General features: G+C 58.0%; 14 protein-coding genes. 6 read left to right on the top strand and 8 right to left on the bottom strand.

The window, feature by feature from the left end:
- Positions 1-141: 141 nt before the first annotated feature.
- A complete protein-coding gene (locus SFLMC1_RS08670) occupies positions 142-1530 on the bottom strand; it encodes an aspartate kinase (protein WP_152073330.1) in 1389 nt (462 codons plus the stop codon).
- Positions 1531-1633: 103 nt separating this feature from the next.
- Here SFLMC1_RS08670 and thrC point away from each other — a divergent pair, with 103 nt between their 5' ends.
- From thrC to SFLMC1_RS08685, 3 genes are all read left to right on the top strand, one after another.
- Positions 1634-3151, top strand: coding sequence for a threonine synthase (gene thrC / locus SFLMC1_RS08675; RefSeq protein WP_152073329.1), 1518 nt, complete (start codon positions 1634-1636; stop codon positions 3149-3151).
- Between the two features lie 203 nt (positions 3152-3354).
- Complete coding sequence (gene thrB / locus SFLMC1_RS08680) at positions 3355-4236, top strand: homoserine kinase (RefSeq protein WP_152073328.1); 882 nt, start codon at positions 3355-3357, stop codon at positions 4234-4236.
- Between the two features lie 261 nt (positions 4237-4497).
- Entirely contained in the window at positions 4498-5028 is a 531-nt protein-coding gene (locus tag SFLMC1_RS08685; RefSeq protein ID WP_152073327.1) for a DUF5626 family protein, read from the top strand.
- Positions 5029-5360: 332 nt separating this feature from the next.
- On the opposite strand, the gene SFLMC1_RS08690 is transcribed toward SFLMC1_RS08685, so the two are convergent.
- The 7 genes from SFLMC1_RS08690 to pflB all read right to left on the bottom strand — a co-directional run bounded on the left by SFLMC1_RS08690 (position 5361) and on the right by pflB (position 12621).
- Complete coding sequence (locus tag SFLMC1_RS08690; protein ID WP_152073326.1) at positions 5361-5993, bottom strand: helix-turn-helix transcriptional regulator; 633 nt, start codon at positions 5991-5993, stop codon at positions 5361-5363.
- Positions 5994-6326: 333 nt separating this feature from the next.
- Positions 6327-6917: a ribosome biogenesis GTP-binding protein YihA/YsxC gene (yihA, locus tag SFLMC1_RS08695; protein WP_152073325.1), complete on the bottom strand. Its 591-nt coding sequence runs from the start codon at positions 6915-6917 to the stop codon at positions 6327-6329.
- A 42-nt stretch (positions 6918-6959) separates the two neighbouring features.
- The gene (mtnN, locus tag SFLMC1_RS08700; RefSeq protein WP_152073324.1) at positions 6960-7697 is read right to left on the bottom strand and encodes a 5'-methylthioadenosine/S-adenosylhomocysteine nucleosidase; all 738 of its coding nucleotides are present in this window, start codon (positions 7695-7697) and stop codon (positions 6960-6962) included.
- A gap of 126 nt (positions 7698-7823) precedes the next feature.
- Positions 7824-8642: a pyruvate formate-lyase-activating protein gene (pflA, locus tag SFLMC1_RS08705; RefSeq protein ID WP_152073323.1), complete on the bottom strand. Its 819-nt coding sequence runs from the start codon at positions 8640-8642 to the stop codon at positions 7824-7826.
- Positions 8643-8828: 186 nt separating this feature from the next.
- Positions 8829-9683, bottom strand: a complete 855-nt coding sequence (locus SFLMC1_RS08710) for a DegV family protein (RefSeq protein ID WP_226814192.1) — start codon at positions 9681-9683, stop codon at positions 8829-8831.
- Between the two features lie 549 nt (positions 9684-10232).
- Positions 10233-10484, bottom strand: a complete 252-nt coding sequence (gene grcA3 / locus SFLMC1_RS08715; RefSeq protein ID WP_055252439.1) for an autonomous glycyl radical cofactor GrcA3 — start codon at positions 10482-10484, stop codon at positions 10233-10235.
- A gap of 85 nt (positions 10485-10569) precedes the next feature.
- A complete protein-coding gene (gene pflB / locus SFLMC1_RS08720) occupies positions 10570-12621 on the bottom strand; it encodes a formate C-acetyltransferase (RefSeq protein WP_152073322.1) in 2052 nt (683 codons plus the stop codon).
- Between the two features lie 557 nt (positions 12622-13178).
- Between pflB and SFLMC1_RS08725 the strand changes: the two genes are divergently transcribed.
- The 3 genes from SFLMC1_RS08725 to SFLMC1_RS08735 are packed head-to-tail and all read left to right on the top strand — an operon-like array spanning position 13179 to position 17847.
- Positions 13179-13628 (top strand): MarR family winged helix-turn-helix transcriptional regulator, encoded by a 450-nt coding sequence (locus SFLMC1_RS08725; RefSeq protein WP_152073321.1) that lies wholly within the window; start codon positions 13179-13181, stop codon positions 13626-13628.
- Entirely contained in the window at positions 13625-15991 is a 2367-nt protein-coding gene (locus SFLMC1_RS08730) for an ABC transporter ATP-binding protein (protein ID WP_152073320.1), read from the top strand. Before SFLMC1_RS08725 ends, SFLMC1_RS08730 begins: the two co-directional genes overlap by 4 nt.
- Positions 15991-17847, top strand: coding sequence for an ABC transporter ATP-binding protein (locus tag SFLMC1_RS08735; RefSeq protein WP_152073319.1), 1857 nt, complete (start codon positions 15991-15993; stop codon positions 17845-17847). The genes SFLMC1_RS08730 and SFLMC1_RS08735 overlap by 1 nt, the downstream gene beginning before the upstream one ends.
- Positions 17848-18144 lie beyond the last annotated feature (297 nt).

Genomic DNA, 18144 nt, shown 5'->3' on the forward strand with positions numbered 1-18144 from the left:
ACGACGAGCAGGCCGATTATTGTTGCCAGTGTATACAAGAACGGGGCGGACACGAAACCCGCCCCGTCGAGACGAAACCGAAACGAAACGCCCCGCCGTAGATTTATGAGACATGTCCCAAAAACATCACCGGGATGTCAGCTATTTGTGGAGCGCGGCCAGGGCGGGATCGACCGGCGCGGAAGCCTCCAGGTCGGAGACCTTCACAATGCCGTTTTCGTCGGAGAAGGCACGGTAAATGGTCTGAATCGCCAGGTCGAAGTCCTTCTCCTCCACGCCGATGATGATGTTGATCTCATCGCAGCTCTGCGAAATCATACGCACGCTCACGCCGGCCTGGCCAAGCATGCCAAACAGGTGGCCAGAGATGCCAGCACGACCACGCAGGTTGCGGCCAACGGTAGCGATAAGCGCCAAGCCCTCGACAACCTCGATCTCAAGCGGCTCAACCTCCTGCTGAATGTCGCCCACGAGCGAGTACAGCGAGTCGTGCACGTCCTGCTCCTGCACTACGGCGCCAAAGCGGTCCACACCGGTGGGCATGTGCTCGACGGAAACGTCATAGCGCTCGAAGACCGAAAGCGCACGGCGCATAAAGCCAACACGGGGCTTGGTGCGGTCGCGAGCCACGTTGATGGCGACAAAACCGCGCTTGCCGGTCACGCCGGTAATGATGGGCTCGGCCTCACCCTCGTCAGCCGTCTCGCTAATGATGGTGCCGGGGTCCTGCGGCGCATTGGTGTTCTTGATGACCAGCGGAATACCCGCCTCACGCACGGGAAACACGGCCTCCTCGTGCAGGACGCTTGCGCCCATGTACGAAAGCTCGCGCAGCTCCTCGTAGGTAACGCGCGCAATGGGCTGAGCCTCGGGAACAATACGCGGATCGGCAGAATAAAAGCCCGAGACGTCGGTCCAGTTCTCGTACAGGTCGGCGCCCAGGCATTTGGCAAGGATCGAGCCCGAGATATCGCCGCCGCCACGGTCGAGCAGCTTGATCTGGCCCTCTCGCGTCGCGCCGTAAAAACCGGGCATAACAAAGCCGCCCTGCTGACCGTACTCCTGCACCAGCTCGGAGGTGCGGTTCATGCTGAGCGTACCGTCGTGATGGAACGCTACGACCGTCGCGGCGTCCAAGAACGGCAGGCCCAGGTACTCGGCCATCAGGCGGGCGGTAAAGTACTCGCCACGGCTCACGAGCTCCTCGGTGGAGTAGCCGCCCGAGCGGGCGCGCTCGGCAAAGGCTGCAAACTCCTCGCGGATGGGATAGGTGAGCTCCAGCTCGTCAGCGATATCAAAATAGCGCTGGCCAATGTCCTCGAGCAGCTCCTCACACGAGACGTGATACTTAACGTGCGCGTTAACCAGATAGAGCAGGTCGGTCACCTTGGTGTCGCCCTTAAAGCGGCGGCCACAGGCGGAAACCACCACAAAACGGCGGGCAGGGTCGGCATCGACGATGGCCTTGATCTTCTTGAAGTGTTCGGCGTCGGCGACCGACGAGCCGCCAAACTTGGCAATTTTTATCATGGGCTGGAGGTTACCTTTCTTAAAGCCTCTGCAAACCTGTTTTGCGTGCTCTGATACCATGGGTTCACCGATTGGGACCAAGGCATCCGAGGAGCAGTGTTATATGGGAACTTATCATAGTACACGAGGACGCACTTTATCGTGCTCAAGTAAGGTGGCAATCCGTACCGGCATCGCTCCCGACGGAGGTTTGTTTGTCTCGGACGAGCTGGGCATCCAACAGGTCGATATCAGCTCGCTTGCCGATAAATCGTACTTTGAAATCGCTCAAGATGTGTTGGGAATGTTACTGAACGATTACACGGACGAAGAAATTTCGGCCTGTGTGAATGAGGCTTACCGCGGTACGTTTGCAAGCGATGAGGTCACGCCGCTCGTCAAACTCGACGTAGCGCCGGGCACCGACACTCCTCAAACCTATGTGATGGAGCTCTTTGGCGGTCCCACGAGCGCCTTTAAGGACGTCGCCTTGCAGATGCTCCCCCGCCTCATGGCCCGCACCTCCGCCAAGGACGGCGGCGCCGAGCGCATCATGATCGTCACCGCCACGTCGGGCGACACGGGCAAGGCCGCGCTCGCCGGCTTTGCCGACGCCCCGGGCACGGGCATCACCGTCTTTTATCCCGAAGGCAAGGTCAGCCGCGTGCAGAATCTGCAGATGTCCACACAGGAGGGCGACAACGTCGCCGTCTGCGGCATCCGCGGCAACTTTGACGACGCCCAGAGCGCCGTCAAGCGCATCTTTGCCGATAAGGAGCTTGCCGAGCGCTTGGAGGCCACCGGCACCGTGCTTTCGAGCGCCAACTCCATCAACGTCGGCCGCCTGGTGCCGCAGGTCGTCTACTACTTTGCCGCCTATGCGCAGCTGCTACGCGCCGGCGCCATCGAGGCAGGCGACGCCGTGGAGTTCTGCGTGCCGACCGGCAACTTTGGTGATATTCTGGCCGGCTACTATGCCAAGCGCATGGGCCTGCCCGTCGCTAAGCTCATCGTTGCGAGCGACAAGAACAACGTGCTGGCCGACTTCCTGACCACCGGCGTCTACGACCGCAACCGTCCGTTCTTCACGACCATCTCGCCGTCGATGGACATCCTCATCAGCTCAAACCTGGAGCGTATGCTGTACTTCCTGTCCGATGGCGACTGCGAGCTCGTTGCCGGCCTTATGGAGCAACTGGCACAGACTGGTCGCTACGATGTTCCCGCCGACCTGCTGGCAAAGATTCAGAGCGTCTTTGGCTGCGGCTGGGCCAGCGAGGACGAGGTCCGCGCTGCCATCAAGAGCTGCTGGGATGCGAACGGTTACGTAATCGATCCGCACACCGCTTGCGGCTATCACGTCTTTGAAAAGGTCGCTCCCGCCGAGGGAGCCAAGGCCCGCGTGCTGCTTTCGACCGCCAGCCCCTACAAGTTCCCGCGCGCCTGCTGCGACGCCCTGGGCCTCGACGTTCCCAAGGACGACTTTGAGGCTATGCGTGTGCTCGAGCAGGCCACCAACACGGTCGCCCCGACCCAGCTCGCCGAACTCGAGTCCAAACCCGTCCGCTTCGAAGACGTCTGCGACGTCGATGAGATGGCAAGCTACGTCGAGTCTGCAGCAAAACGAATGAGCACCAACTAGATCCCTTATTAAGCGCCGGCGAAAGCCGGCGCACCTTCTTTCATCAGATAACCCCCGGGATGATGACGAACGCGCACAGCGTGCCTGGCTGTTTAGTTCGTCGCGAGTTCCGCACGCAAAGGAAAGCACTTAATGTGCTTTCCGTCTTGCGCAGGACTGTCCGAGCAGCGAACTAAACGGCCAGGCACGCCAGGAGGACCCACATGATCAAGATCACCGTCCCAGCAACCAGCGCAAACCTAGGCATCGGCTACGACACCCTCGGCATGGCCGTCAGCCTCTACTCGCACTTTACCTTCGAGCGCGCCGATAAGCTCACCATCACGGGCTGCCCCGAGGAGTTCCAAAATGAGAACAACCTGGTCTACGTCAGCTTTGTCGATGCACTGGCCGCATGGGGCGAACCGGCCTTTCCCGTCGCCATCGACATTCAGACTGACGTTCCCGTCGCCCGCGGCCTGGGCTCCAGCTCCACCTGCGTCGTCGCCGGCATTATGGCAGCCGCCGCGCTGACGGGCCACACCGTCGATCGCGCCGAGCTCGTCCGCATTGCCACCGAGGTCGAGGGCCATCCCGATAACGTCGCTCCCGCCATCCTGGGCGGCGCCGTCTGTTCCTTTACGCCGACCGATTCGCTGCCCCAGTGCCTGCGCTACGAGGTGAGCGATCGCTTGCGTTTTATTACCGTGATTCCGCCCTACGAGGTACACACGAGTGAGGCGCGCAAGGTCGTGCCGCAGGAGGTTCCACTCTCCACCGCCGTGTGGCAGATGGGCCGCATCGCCGGCATGACGCGCGGCTTGGAGACCGGCGACCTTGACCTGATTGCCGCCGCCAACGACGACCGCATCCAGGAGCCCTATCGCCGCCGCCTCATCCCCGACTACAACGCCGTGCGCGACACCTGCCTTAACGGGGGCGCCAAGACCATCTGGATCAGCGGTTCGGGCTCGACTCTCATGGCTGTGACCGATGACACCATCGTGGCGAAGTTCCTACAGGTCAAGCTGCGCGAGCAGTTCCCCAGGTGTGAGACGCATATTCTGACGTGCGACACCGAGGGCGCTCAAATCGAGTACCTGTAGCGCCCTGCCTCATTGCCCTCACCGGTCCCCTTGGGGCCTCCCCTGAAAACGTCCTCGATCATGAATTGCCCCGTCGTGCGCTTCGAGCGACGGGGCAATTCGATCTGCGGATTGTTATCAGGGGAGGCGCCATCGTATTTCAGGCCGCATGTCGTTTGCAAGGCCTATCTCTCTGCGGGCAAAAACCGTACAAGTTGCATTGCGTACATGCAACTTACTCTAAACTGTTTATCTATGCTATTATTAATTAAGCATCGCAGTATGGAGGTGGTCAAAGTGTTACGCACACTCAAAGCTTCGTTTTTCCTCTCGATACTTTTGATATTACCGATATGTTTCTCGTTTAGCCCTTCGACTGCTTATGCTGCAGAAAGCGATGCTGTCGCAATTTCTGGCGCAACCCAAGATTTTGATTTAACGAAAGGTCCCGAGCAGTCTCATCAAATCAAGCTTAAGGATGGGACCGTTGCAGTAATAGGAATTAAAAAAACCAATGAACCCAGCCTGATATGGGACAGTTACTACAACAACGCATCTGGAACTTGGACTATCTATTACAACAGTCCTGTTATTTATCGCGAATTCAAGATCAAGATAGCGAACTCGCTCATTACCAGCGCTTGGGGACAAAACTATTCAACTTTCGGTTGCACGGTAACAAACGAGTCCTTTAAATGGAACTCTAAGCAGGCGACATATCGACTCAATTATGAATCGATGGGGATGGCGTCCGGTATCGCCGTGTTGCAAGCGACCATGGAAGGCAGCACGCTCCACACCTATGCAAACTAGACTCACATCAATTGAGGAAGTTCGATGACCCCTATTCCTGCACACTCAGACATTACAATCGCTCTCGTTTGGATTCTCATCGGAGTGGTTATTTGGCGTATCTGCAAATGGTTTAAAAACAAGAAATAGTTGATACAACGTAAATACCATTTATGCGATGCTTGGGGCCGTTAAGCCGGCCCCTATTTCTATAGCTTTTCAAGCAGCAGTCAGCCCATTTGGAAGTCGCAATGCCATTCATACGATTTCGGCCCTTTAAGCCGCTTTTATTGGTGGGGGCTTTTGCTGGCATGGAGCACTTTCTTGTAATGGGCCTTGGCAATATGCCCGTTTTACGCAGCGCTGATTTCTTTGTATTCGAAGACTGGCTCTAGGAGGTCTTCGATGTTGCAGTGTAGGACTTTTGCCATATCCCTTACGGTTGTTACCGAGGCTGCATTGATGTTTCTCTGGCGCTGTTCGTACATTTGGATTGAGCGGAGTGATACGCCCGATTCGTATGCCAGGTCTTGTTGGGTTTTCTTGATCCTCTTTCTTGCCAGCGCCAACTTGGTTTGACGAGGTATTTTCTTCGCCATATCGCATACAAGACGCGCCACGCGTTCCTCCGAGGCTTCGTGCCAGGGGTAGTACAGGCCGCACAGCACATCAAACGGAACAACATGCAGCAGGTTTTCAAAAGGCTCTCCTAGACGCCATTGTAGATACGCCAATATCCAGCCCGTCCAGTATTCCGGTGTCTTCTCAAATCGATAGGAACGATCTGGCATCGACCCCGCTTGGTAACCAGACCTTTCGGCAATGAGTGCGAATAACTCAACACCCGATTTTCCCGATACGACCCATGCGTTTCCACGTTCAAACTCACGGGCCACGCCGCTCAAACAAAAGAGCTCAGCGACTTCTGATCCTTCTGCTCCATAGTCGTTTACGGCATAGTCAAAGCAGTCGCCGAGGTTGTTCATTGCGTCCTCGAGGTAGTAGACGGGATATGTCCTACTCGGCCCACAATCCGTTAACTCTTGGATCATTTAAATCAACCCTCCCTGCCATCAAATCCCTAATGTCGACACCCTCGGTGTCAAATCCGTTTACCGTATCCAGGTACTTGCGTCGAGCGTTCTGTTCTCGCTCAAATCGTTTGGGATAAAACTCAGCTCCCGAGGCCTGCTTCCAATCGCGGAACCTGATCGCCGAGAACGCGCGCTCACTCATAAGCGCATATTGAATACCTAGGTCTCCTAAAAAACTATCACTGAGGTGATATAGATGAGCGCTTTTGAGGGGTTGTAGCTCGATTAGAGACAGGCCTCGGCGATGCGGCGCTTGAGTTCGTCGATGCCGGTACCGGTCTGGGAGCTTGTGACGATCACGTTTTCGGCCGGAACGTTGAGCTGCTTTTTGATGGCTGCTGCCTGGCGGGCCTGCTGGGTGCGGCTGAGTTTGTCGGCCTTGGTGAGGCAGACGATAAAGTTGAACTCGTTGCCCTGCAGGTAGTCGATCATGTCATGGTCGAGCTTGCTGGGGTCGTGACGAATATCCACCAGTGACACGACCAGGTTAAAGCTGCGCTCTGAATCGAAGAAGTCGCCGATGAGCTCGGCCCAACGATCGCGCTCGGCCTTGGAACGGCGGGCGAAACCGTAGCCCGGCAGGTCCACAAAGTGTACGTCGTCAGCCTCGAAGAAGTTGATGTTGCTCGTCTTGCCCGGCGTGCTCGAAACCTTAACCAGGTTCTTGCGGCCAAAGAGCTTGTTCATGATGGACGACTTGCCCACATTGGAGCGGCCCGCAAAGCTCACCTCGGGACAGGTGGACTCGGGAATCTGCGAAACCTTGCCGTAGCTGGCAACAAACTTGGCAAGCTGGTAGTTAATGGAATCGGCCATGGATACTCCTTGGTCGTAGGTTCTTACAATAGAGATGCACGCTTACACAGCGGCGATGCGGCGGACGATATCGAGCGTCATGCCGCTCGCGGTGCGGGCGTACTCGTCCAAATCGAACTCTCGCTCGCAAAACGCGTCATATGCCTCGTCACAATTATCGCTGATAGCACGCAGCACCAGATAATCGACACCGTTCTTGGCTGCAATATGGGCAATCGCAGCACCTTCCATCTCAACGCAATCGGCATGCGTCGCCTCGATGGCGGCGGTGCGCATGGCGTCGCCCGTTACAAAGCGGTCGCCTGTAGCGATAGTGCCAACCAGGAACTGCTTGGGGTCCTTCTCCGCAGCCGCCACATCCAACGATGCGTCCACAAACCCGTGCTCGACAAGCACAGCAGTTGCAATATCAACCAGAGCCGGAGCCGAGACAAATTCTTCAAGTCCCGGCGCCGACTCGGCGATGAGCGCCGTGTCGGTATCGAGATAGCGCAGGCACTTGCCTATAACCACGTCATTAATATGGAGCCTGGGGTTCAGACCACCCGCAATGCCCGAAAACACAACGGCCTGCGGAGCATATTTGCTGATGAGATGCTGCGTTGCGGCGGCAGCGTTCACGGTACCCATGCCAGCGGTCGTGGCGACCACAGACAAACCGTCAAGCTCGCCGCTTACAACGGTCAAGCCCGCCTCTTGCGACACACGAGCGCCGTTCAGTTCTTCTTTAATCTGCGCAACCTCTTTTTCGAGCGCACCGATAATCGCGATGGAAGGCATACCATCCCCCAAACCTGTGAAAACTGCTTATCCACGGTATGGTACCAGCATTTTGGCTCAACCGTGTCAGCACCAAGCCGTTAGGCCAGTACGGCTCAGGAATCATAAAGGGGCTAATATGGCACGCTAGCCGATGGCGTTTTTGAGCTCCGCGCGCCGCTTTTTCATGCCCGTCATGACGGCGTTGCGCAGCTCGGGCATGCGCGCGGCATCCATCTGGGGCACGCCCTCAAGCTTATAGGGGATCCCCAGCTGCTCATATTTGACGATACCCATGGTGTGATATGGCAGCATCTCCAGGCCGACCACGTTATGCCACGGGGCAATCAGACGACCGAGCGCCTCGCATTCCTCCACCGTGTCGGTAATGCCCGGCACCACCACGTGGCGGATAACGACCTTAATCTTGCGACGCGCAAGCTCATCACCAAACGCCAGAATGCGTGCGGGATCGCAACCGGTCAGCTTTTTATGCTCGACGGGATCGGCATGTTTAATGTCGAGCAGCACCATATCAGTCTCGTTGAGTACGGCATCGAACTTCTCGGGATGCGCAGGATCGAACGCATAGCCGCAGCTATCCAAGCAAGTATGCACGCGACCATCGGGGTTATTGTGCATGGCGCGAAACAGGTCGGCTAAAAACGCGGGCTGCAGGAGCGGCTCGCCGCCGGACACCGTAATACCACCGCTGCGGTAAAACTCATGATTGCTCTGGAACTCGTCCATCAGGTGCTCGACGGTCACCATGGTGCCGCCGCTAACCGACCAGGTATCGGGGTTGTGGCAATACGCACAGCGCATGGGGCATCCTTGGACAAACACTACGAAGCGGATGCCGGGACCGTCGACCGTACCCATCGTTTCAATCGAATGTACGCGGCCCAGGGCAAACGCAGAGTCCTCGGGACGAGCGTCCACACCCTCGAGCGTCATCTCAGCCATTCCCGCTACCTTGCCTCTCATTGGTTTTAGCTACATAAATGCCAGACTCATTCTAGCCCATACGCATGATGGCGAAACGGTTTAGCGGTCAATTGGGTTGTTCTATTTGGCCCCACGCAAGAGCGGCGGGAAGGTTGTCGCTACCCGCCCGCCGCCGAGGCAATAGAAATCGATAGAGGCCAGGCCTTACGCTTTAAGCGTAAGCACCGCACCGAAGGCGGTCGGGCCGCAATGGCTCGATATGACGCCGCCGACCTGAGTCCAGGTAACGTCCTTAAAGCCCAGATCGTGCGCATAGACTTCCATGTCGTCGCGCAGCTCCTCGGAAAGGCCCACCGAATACGCCAGGCCAATGTGCGAGTAGTCAATCTCGCCCTTCGCAACCATGTGGTCAATAAAGGCACGAGCGCATTTGAGCATAGAGCCGCGGAACTTCTTGGTTGCCACGAACTTGCCGCCCATCACCTCAATGCAGGGCTTAAGCTTGAGCAGATGGGCACCTAGGAACGCGACGTTGGACAAGCGACCGCCTGCCTTAAGGAAGGCAAGGTCGGTAGGAACAAAGCCCAGCAGCACGCGGTTCATCACCGAATTGGTGAAGTCGAAAATTTCGTCAACGGTGGCATCGGGGTGAGCCTCGATATATTTGGCGGTCTCGACGACAACGAGTGACTGGCCTACCGAGACAAAGCGCGTGTCCATGGAGCAGACGTAATCGCGACCCTTGGCGGCGATCTTCGAGGACTGATGAGAACAGGTCGTGGCCTCGGAATATGCAAGATGCAAAATGGTCGCGGCGGGCTGCTCAGCATGAATGCGGTCATATACGCGAGAAAAATCTGCCGGCGCACAGCCGCTGGTCTTGGGCATCACGCCAAACTCGTTGCAGCGCGAATAAATCTCGAGCGGATCGATCGAACCATCCTCGACGGTCTCATCACTAATCGTGACATGCATGGGCACGCGCACGATGCCGTAGCGCTCGCAGAGCTCCGGTGTCACATCCGACCCAGACTCTACCACGATTACGTACTTGCCCATTCTTATCACGACCCATCTCGACATTGGCATTTTAATATGTTGCGCACGTCCGCCATCCTGCTGCAGAACTGCCCTCAAGCGCCAAAGAGACGCCGCCCCTTGTGTACAACAAAGGACAGCGTCTCCCTGGAAAACTCCGTGCTTAGGATTCTACACGGTTAACAACAACGTGTTACTTACTCCGCAAACGGTCGCTATACGAGATAAACGGTAGTTGCCAAGAAAGTATCCCGTGCGTCCAGCCCATCAGGAGAGTTCCGCCTAAAGGGTGACTACACAGGACCCCGCCGGGGCTGTTTGGGCTACCTCCCAAAATATTCCGCAGGACGCAAGAAGCCCTCGCCGCACGAAGTGTACAGCGAGGGCTTCTTGCATGTCCGAGGACACCAATTGAATAAGGCGTGGTTCCCTAAAGGGCGACAACGAAGGAGACCCGGTAAGGCCGGGAGCACTTTGCCTCGCAAACATTCCGCAGCCGCATAGCGGCGAGGACGTTTGAGAGGCAAAGTGCGTGGGCCTTACCGGGTCTCCGGTGGGAGTTAAACCCCTTTAGAACTTGTTGTGGAAGGTACGCGAAATGACCTCGTCCTGCTGCTCCTTGGTGAGCGTGTGGAAGTTCACGGCATAGCCGGAAACGCGGATGGTCAGCTGCGGGTACTTCTCGGGGTGAGCCTGAGCGTCGAGCAGCGTCTCACGGTTGAAGACGTTGATGTTCAGGTGGTGGCCACCCTTCTCGGCGTAAGCGTCGAGCATGTGGACCAGGTTATCGGCCTGAGTCTCGGAAACTTCAGAAACCTTCATAATATGTCTCCTTCGTTTGATAGGCGCCGGCCAAAACCGGCGCACTAATCAGTAATCATTATTGTTAGTATAGCACTAACAATAGTTACTCGCCCAGCTGATCAAGGTCGATATCGCCAAAGAACACCTGATCCTCCTTGCCGAGCGCACCCGGGATGATGGAGAAGGTGTTGGAGATGCCGTCCTGAGCATCGCGGAACGGGAGCTTGGAAACCGAAGACAGCGAAGCGATGGCGCCGTGGCTATCGCGCTTGTGCATGGGGTTAGCACCCGGGGCGAACGGCTGGCCAGCCTTGCGGCCATCGGGCGTGGAGCCGGTCTTCTTGCCGTACACGACGTTGGAGGTAATGGTCAGAACCGAGGTCGTGGGCACGGAGTCGCGGTAGGTGTCGTTCATGCGGATGTACTCCATGAACTGGTGCACAACGTCGTGAGCGATCTGGTCGACGCGGTCGTCGTCGTTACCGTACTTAGGGAACTCGCCCTCGGTCTCGAAGTCGACGATAATGCCGTTCTCGTCACGGACGGGGTGGACCTTGGCGTACTTGATGGCGGACAGGGAGTCAGCCACGACGGAAAGGCCAGCGATGCCTGTAGCGAACCAGCGATGCACGTGCTTGTCGTGCAGAGCCATCTGGATGCGCTCGTAGCAGTACTTGTCGTGCATGTAGTGAATGATGTTCAGCGAGTTGACGTACACGCCAGCGAGCCACTTCATCATGTCGTTGTACTTGGCCACAACGTCGTCGTAATCGAGCGTATCGCCCTCGACGGCGCGATACTTGGGGCCGACCTGCTTCTTGGAGACCTCGTCAACACCGCCGTTGAGTGCATACAGCAGGCACTTGGCCAGGTTGGCGCGGGCGCCGAAGAACTGCATCTCCTTGCCAATGCGCATGGAGGACACGCAGCAGGCGATACCGTAGTCGTCGCCGTGGTAAACGCGCATGAGGTCGTCGTTCTCGTACTGGATCGAGGAGCTGGCGACAGAGGTCTTGGCGCAGAACTTCTTGAAGTTCTCGGGCAGACGGGTCGACCACAGAACGGTCAAGTTGGGCTCGGGGCTGGTGCCCATGTTCTCGAGCGTGTGCAGGTAGCGGTAGCTCATCTTGGTAACGAGCGTACGGCCGTCAACACCCATACCGCCGATGGACTCGGTGACCCACTGCGGATCGCCGGTAAACAGGGCCTGGTACTCGGGGGTACGGGCAAACTTGACCATGCGGAGCTTCATAATGAAGTGATCCACGAACTCCTGGATCTGCTCCTCGGTGAAGGTACCGTTGGCAAGGTCGCGCTCAGCGTAGATGTCGATGAACGTAGAGGTACGGCCGATGGACATAGCGGCGCCGTTCTGCTCCTTGACGGAAGCGAGATAGGCGAAGTACATCCACTGGATGGCCTCCTGCGTGTTGGTAGCAGGGTTGGAAATATCGAAACCATAGGTCTCGGCCATCATCTTGAGCTCGCCGAGGGCGCGGATCTGCTCCTGCAGCTCCTCGCGATCACGGATGTTGTCGGCGGTCATGACCGTCGGGGTGGAAGCCTTCTGGGCCTCCTTGTCCTTGATCAGGTAGTCGACGCCGTACAGGGCGACACGACGGTAGTCGCCGATGATGCGGCCGCGGCCATAGCCATCGGGCAGACCGGTAATGATGTGGGCCGAGCGGCAAGCGCGCATCTCGGGGGTGTAGACATCGAAGACGCCGGCGTTGTGGGTCTTGCGCTCGAAGGTGTAGCGCTCGACAACGTTCTCGTCGACCTTGTAGCCGTGCTGGCTGGCAGCCTGGCAAGCGATGCGGATACCGCCGTTGACGTGCAGCGCGCGCTTGAGCGGCTTGTCAGTCTGGAGGCCGACAATGGTCTCCATATCACGATGGGCGTTATCGATGTAGCCAGCTGGATGGCTCACGATGCCCGTGACGGTCTTGGTGTCCATATCGAGGACGCCACCCTGCTCGCGCTCCTTGAGCAGCAGGTCGAGAACCTCGCCCCACAGTTCCTTGGTACGCTCGGTCGGACCGGCGAGGAACGAATCGTCACCCTCGTAGGGGGTGTAGTTCTTCTGGATGAAGTCTCGGACGTCAACCTCTCCAGTCCAGATGCCTTCCTTGAAGCCTTCCCATGCCTCCTGCATTGTGTAACCACGCTCCTAGTTACGTGTAATGCGGCGCTCTTTCACACCGCTGCTTATTGAATTCTTGAATTATCGGCTTGCACTATCACTACCGGCTTCTTTCATTCTTCACCACACGTTGGTGCAGGGAAAAACGCTTGTCCACCTTGGAACTGCAACCCAAAACCCAAGATTTCACCCGTGTGAGAAGGATAGCATAGCCACCCCCTTCATCAGGGCTGTTATATGTTTCTTTTTTTATACCATTAGGGAGTTTTTAACAAACCCGCAGGAAACGCATCCGCCAGCAGCTACCGTTCGCCGAATTGCGTGATATTTCCCTTTGCCTTTATACGTCCTGCACTCTAGCTGTTATGCCAGCTTTACCAGGGTAAAGTACCCACCGATAGATTTTTGGGACATACCTAGAAATCTACTTTTTCGCCGCGACAGAGGCGGTGGCATGAAATGCCCACGAAGGTAGATTTCTAGGCATGTCCCAAAAATCTACTGTATGAGGTGTGCATACATGGGTATCATCTTTCACTGAAAATAGTTTCTAGTGTTAGGGGTTTTCGGTGGAAGATACCGATTTCTATGAGCTTGGGCGTCAGCTCTTAACTGAGTTTGGCAGCATGCATCAGCGCATTTCGCGCTTTGCGGACAAAGCTCTCGGCGGCGAGATGGCTGTCATGCGCGCCCTCATACTCGCTGGCGGTTCGCTCACGCCGAGCGAACTCGCTGATCGCGCTTGGGTCTCAAACGCCCGCATCGCCAATATCCTACGCGCTCTCGAAACCAAGGGCTGGGTTGAGCGTGAGCACTCAAAGACCGACCGTCGTCGCGTACACGTCACGGTGACCGACAAGGGATTCCATGATCTCGAAATCAAGCGTCGGGAATTCGAGGACCGCACCGCGGCCTTCCTCGAGCAGCTCGGCGAAACAGATACCCAAGAGATGGTGCGCCTTCTAAGGCGTCTCAACGAAATTATCGACCGCAATCAAGAAAGGAGAGATGCCGAGTGAGGATTCTCAAGCTCTTTAAAAAGCATGTCCCAGCACTGTTCGCAGCTATCGTACTTATCGTAATCAGCTGCAACGCCGATCTGGCGCTGCCTACCTATATGAGCGACATCGTCGACGTGGGCGTGCAGCAAGGCGGCATCGCCTCGCCCGTGCCCGACACCATTCGCGCCGAATCGCTCGACGACCTCGAACTCTTTATGAGCGCCAAGGACGCCAAGGCTGTGGAGGCCGTGTTTAGCAAGGAGGACCATAACGACATTCGGACGTACAAGGGCACCGAGGAGGAGCGCGCCGACGGCGGCAAGATTGCCGACATTATGAGCCTGCCCGAGACCGTCGTCCTTTCGCTTAACCAGGGGATCGATGCCAGCTCCATGGGCGATATGATGGGCACGTCCAGCGAGGAGGGCAACAACGCCGCCCCGTCCATGCCCACCCCCGAGCAGATGGCAGCGATGACGCCCGAACAGTTCGCCGAAATGCAGCAGAAGGCCGCAGCGGCGCAGAATATGCAAAAGCAGATTGATGCCGACGGCGGTAAGATCACCATGAAGAGCCTGCGCCTAGGTATCGAGGGCGGTCTGGTAGACCAAAGCAAGCTCGTCGAGGGCGCCAACGAAATGGCGGACAAAATGGGCTCCATGTCGGGGTCCATCGTCACCCAGCGCGCCGTGACCTACGTGCAAGAAGAGTACAAGGCGCAGGGTATCGACCCCGCCGACGTGCAGAATGCCTACCTGGGCCGTATGGCGGCAACGATGTTCGGCCTGTGCCTCGTGTCGCTCGTTGCCACCATCCTGACCGGTGCCGTGGCTTCGCGCACCGCCTGCTCCATCGCCCGCGATCTGCGCCGCGAGACCTTCAACAAGGTTATGCGCTTCTCGCCGGCCGAGGTCGGCAAGTTTAGCCAGGCCTCGCTCATCACCCGCTGCACCAACGACATTCAGCAGATTCAGATGGCCGCAACCCTGTTTATCCGCATGTGCCTACTGGCGCCCGTCATGGGCATCGTCGCCGTCATGCGCGTCCTGGCCAATCACACCGGTCTGGAGTGGACCATCGCCGTGGCCATCATCGCGGTCTCGGCCGTCGTCGGCGTGCTTATGGGCCTCACCATGCCCAAGTTCAAAAAGATGCAGAGCTTTGTGGACCGCGTGAACCTTACCGCGCGCGAGCTGCTCGACGGCCTTATGCCCATCCGCTCGTTCAACCGCGAGGAGCATGAGCTCGAGCGTTTTGACAAGGCTTCGCTCAACCTGATGACCACGCAGCTCTACACCAACCGCGCCATGAGCTTTATGATGCCGCTCATGATGCTCGTCATGAACTGCATCACCGTGCTCATCGTCTGGTTTGGCGCGCAGGGCGTGTCCGACGGCGTGATGCAGGTCGGCAACATGATGGCGTTTATCTCCTACACCATGCAGATCGTCATGGCGTTTATGATTCTCACCATGGTTTCGGTCATCCTGCCCCGTGCCGAAGTCGCAGCCGAGCGCGTGGAAGAGGTCATCACCTGCCCCACGAGTATCAACGACCCCGTCTCGCCCAAACTGCCCGCGGCCAGCGCGCCGCGCGGTGAGCTCACCTTCCGCGACGTGAGCTTCCAGTATCCCGATGCCCGCGCCGACGTCATTAGCGGCGTGAACTTCACCACGCATGCCGGTCAGATGCTCGGCATCATTGGCTCCACGGGCTCGGGCAAGTCCACGCTCGTGCAGCTGATTCCGCGCCTATACGACGTCACGGGCGGCAGCATTTCGCTCGACGGCATCGACGTGCGCGACATGACCCTTTCCGAACTGCGCCGCCGCATTGGTTACATCCCGCAGCAGGGGCGTCTGTTCTCGGGCACTGTCGAGAGCAACCTCAAGTTTGCCGGAGACATGGTGAGCGACGAGGACATGCACCGGGCAGCACGCATCGCCCAGGCCGAGGACTTTATCGCCGAGCGCGAGGGCGGCTACGATTCCCCCATCAGCCAGGGAGGCTCCAATGTCTCGGGCGGTCAGCGCCAGCGCTTGGCCATCGCCCGCGCCCTGGCCAAAAAGCCCGAGGTCGTGGTGTTCGATGACTCGTTTAGCGCCCTCGACTACAAAACCGACGCTCGCCTGCGCGAAGAGCTCGCCAAAAATGTTACCGATGCCGCGCTCGTGGTCGTGGCCCAGCGCATCGCGACCATCATGCACGCCGACCAGATCATCGTGCTCGACGACGGCCACGTAGTGGGCACCGGCACGCACGAGGAACTGCTGCACAGCTGCCCGGCGTACCTGGAAATCGCGCAGTCGCAGCTTTCCGCCGAGGAGCTGGGGCTTGCCCAAGAAGAAATTGCAGCTGTTATGGAAGGAGGCGAGCGCTAATGGCAGACGAGACCAAGACTCAGATTCCCAAGCCCACCCGTCAGCGTGGCCCCATGGGTCGCATGGGTGGCATGGGCCGCGGCGAAAAGGCCAAGGACTTTAAGGGCACCATGCGACAGTTGCTCGGCTATATCGGTCAACACAAGGTTGCCGTGCTTGCCGCCGTCGCCTTTGCCGTGTGCTCGGTCATCTTTAACATTGTGGGACCCAAGGTGCTCGGCCAGGTCACCACCAAACTGTTCGAAGGCCTGGTCGCCAAGGTCAACGGCACCGGCGATGTCGACTTTGCCTGGATCGCCAAGACGCTCGGCTTTTTGCTCTGCCTGTATCTGGCAAGCTCTATCTGCAGCCTGATCCAAGGCTGGCTCATGACCGGCGTCACGCAAAAGATTTGCTACCGTATGCGCAAGGAGATCGCCGCCAAGATCGCCGTCGTTCCGATGAGTTACTTCAACGGCCACAGCAAGGGAGACGTGCTCAGCCGCATCACCAACGACGTCGATACGCTCGGCCAGTCGCTCAACCAGAGCGTGACGCAACTCATCACATCGGTGACGCAGATTATCGGCGTGCTCGTCATGATGCTTTCGATCAGCCTGCCGCTTACCGGCGTCACCGTGCTCACGCTGCCGGCAGCAGCGATTATCCTGGCTGTGATGATTCACTTCTCGCAGCCGTACTTCCGAGAGCAGCAGCAGGTTCTGGGCACCGTCAACGGCATTATCGAGGAAGACTTTGCCGGCCAGAACGTCATCCAGGTGTTCGACCGCGCTGAGGCCTCGATTGAGGAGTTCGACCGTCAAAACGACCGCCTGTTTGTGAGCGGCTGGCGCTCGCAGTTCCTGTCGGGCCTGATGATGCCGCTTATGAGCTTGGTGGGCAACATGGGCTACGTGGGCGTCGTCGTGGTGGGCGCGCAGCTCGCGCTGACCGGCAATGCCACGCCCGGCGACATCCAGAGTTTTATCCAGTACGTTCGCAACTTTACGCAACCCGTGCAGCAGCTGGGCAACGTGAGCAACACGATGCAGTCGATGGCCGCTGCCACCGAGCGCGTATTTGAGTTCCTGGCCGCGCCCGAGGAGGAGCAGAAGGCCGACGCGCAGATTCCCGAGAAGCGCCCCGGCCATGTGGAGTTCGACCATGTCAAGTTTGGCTACACGCCCGACAAGACCATCATCCACGACTTTAGCTGCGAGGCGCAGCCCGGCCAGACCATCGCCATCGTCGGCCCCACCGGCGCTGGCAAGACCACGCTCATCAAGCTGCTGCAGCGCTTTTACGATGTGGATGGCGGTTCGCTACGTGTCGAGGGCATTGACGTGCGCGATTGGGACCGCGCGGCACTGCGCGGCGAGTTTGCCATGGTGCTGCAGGATACCTGGCTGTTCAACGGCACGATCCGCGAGAACATCCGCTACGGACGCCCCGATGCGACTGACGCCGAGGTCGAGGCCGCTGCACGCGCCGCGCGCTGCGACCACTTTATCCATACGCTCGCCGGCGGCTACGACTTTATGATCAATGAGGAGGGCACTAACCTGTCGCAGGGTCAGCGCCAGCTCGTGACCATCGCCCGTGCCATTTTGGCCGACCGCCCGGCGCTGATTCTGGACGAGGCGACCTCCAACGTCGATACCCGTACCGAGGAGCTCATCCAGCGCGCCATGGATGCGCTGATGCAGGGCCGCACGAGCTTTGTCATCGCGCACCGCCTGTCCACGATCCGCAACGCCGACGTGATCCTAGTAATCCGCGACGGCGACATCGTCGAGAAGGGCACGCACGACGAGCTGCTCGCCCAGGGCGGCTTCTACGCCGACCTGTACAACTCGCAGTTCGACGAGGCGGCGTAAATTCTGCCGCAGGGAACGAATAACGCCCGAGAACGGGTGCGCAGGATGAACTGCGCACCCGTTTTTTCGTCCACGGCACTCGAATTAGCTCTCTTGGGGCCCGATTGACAGCCCCTTTCCGAACCCCGTGGCCAAAAAAGGTCAAATATGAGTACTGTTACATTTTTAGTAGCAGCCAAAACCGCCTCAAATGACCTCTTTACGGCCTCTAAACGCCTTCAAATTTATCAAAATGCCCGTTAGTATGCTTCTATGTGCCAACATTAAGGTTGATTTCCGATCCCAACCGAACACATT

The sequence above is a fragment of the Collinsella aerofaciens genome (assembly GCF_901212495.1).
Taxonomy (GTDB): Bacteria; Actinomycetota; Coriobacteriia; order Coriobacteriales; family Coriobacteriaceae; genus Collinsella; species Collinsella aerofaciens_H.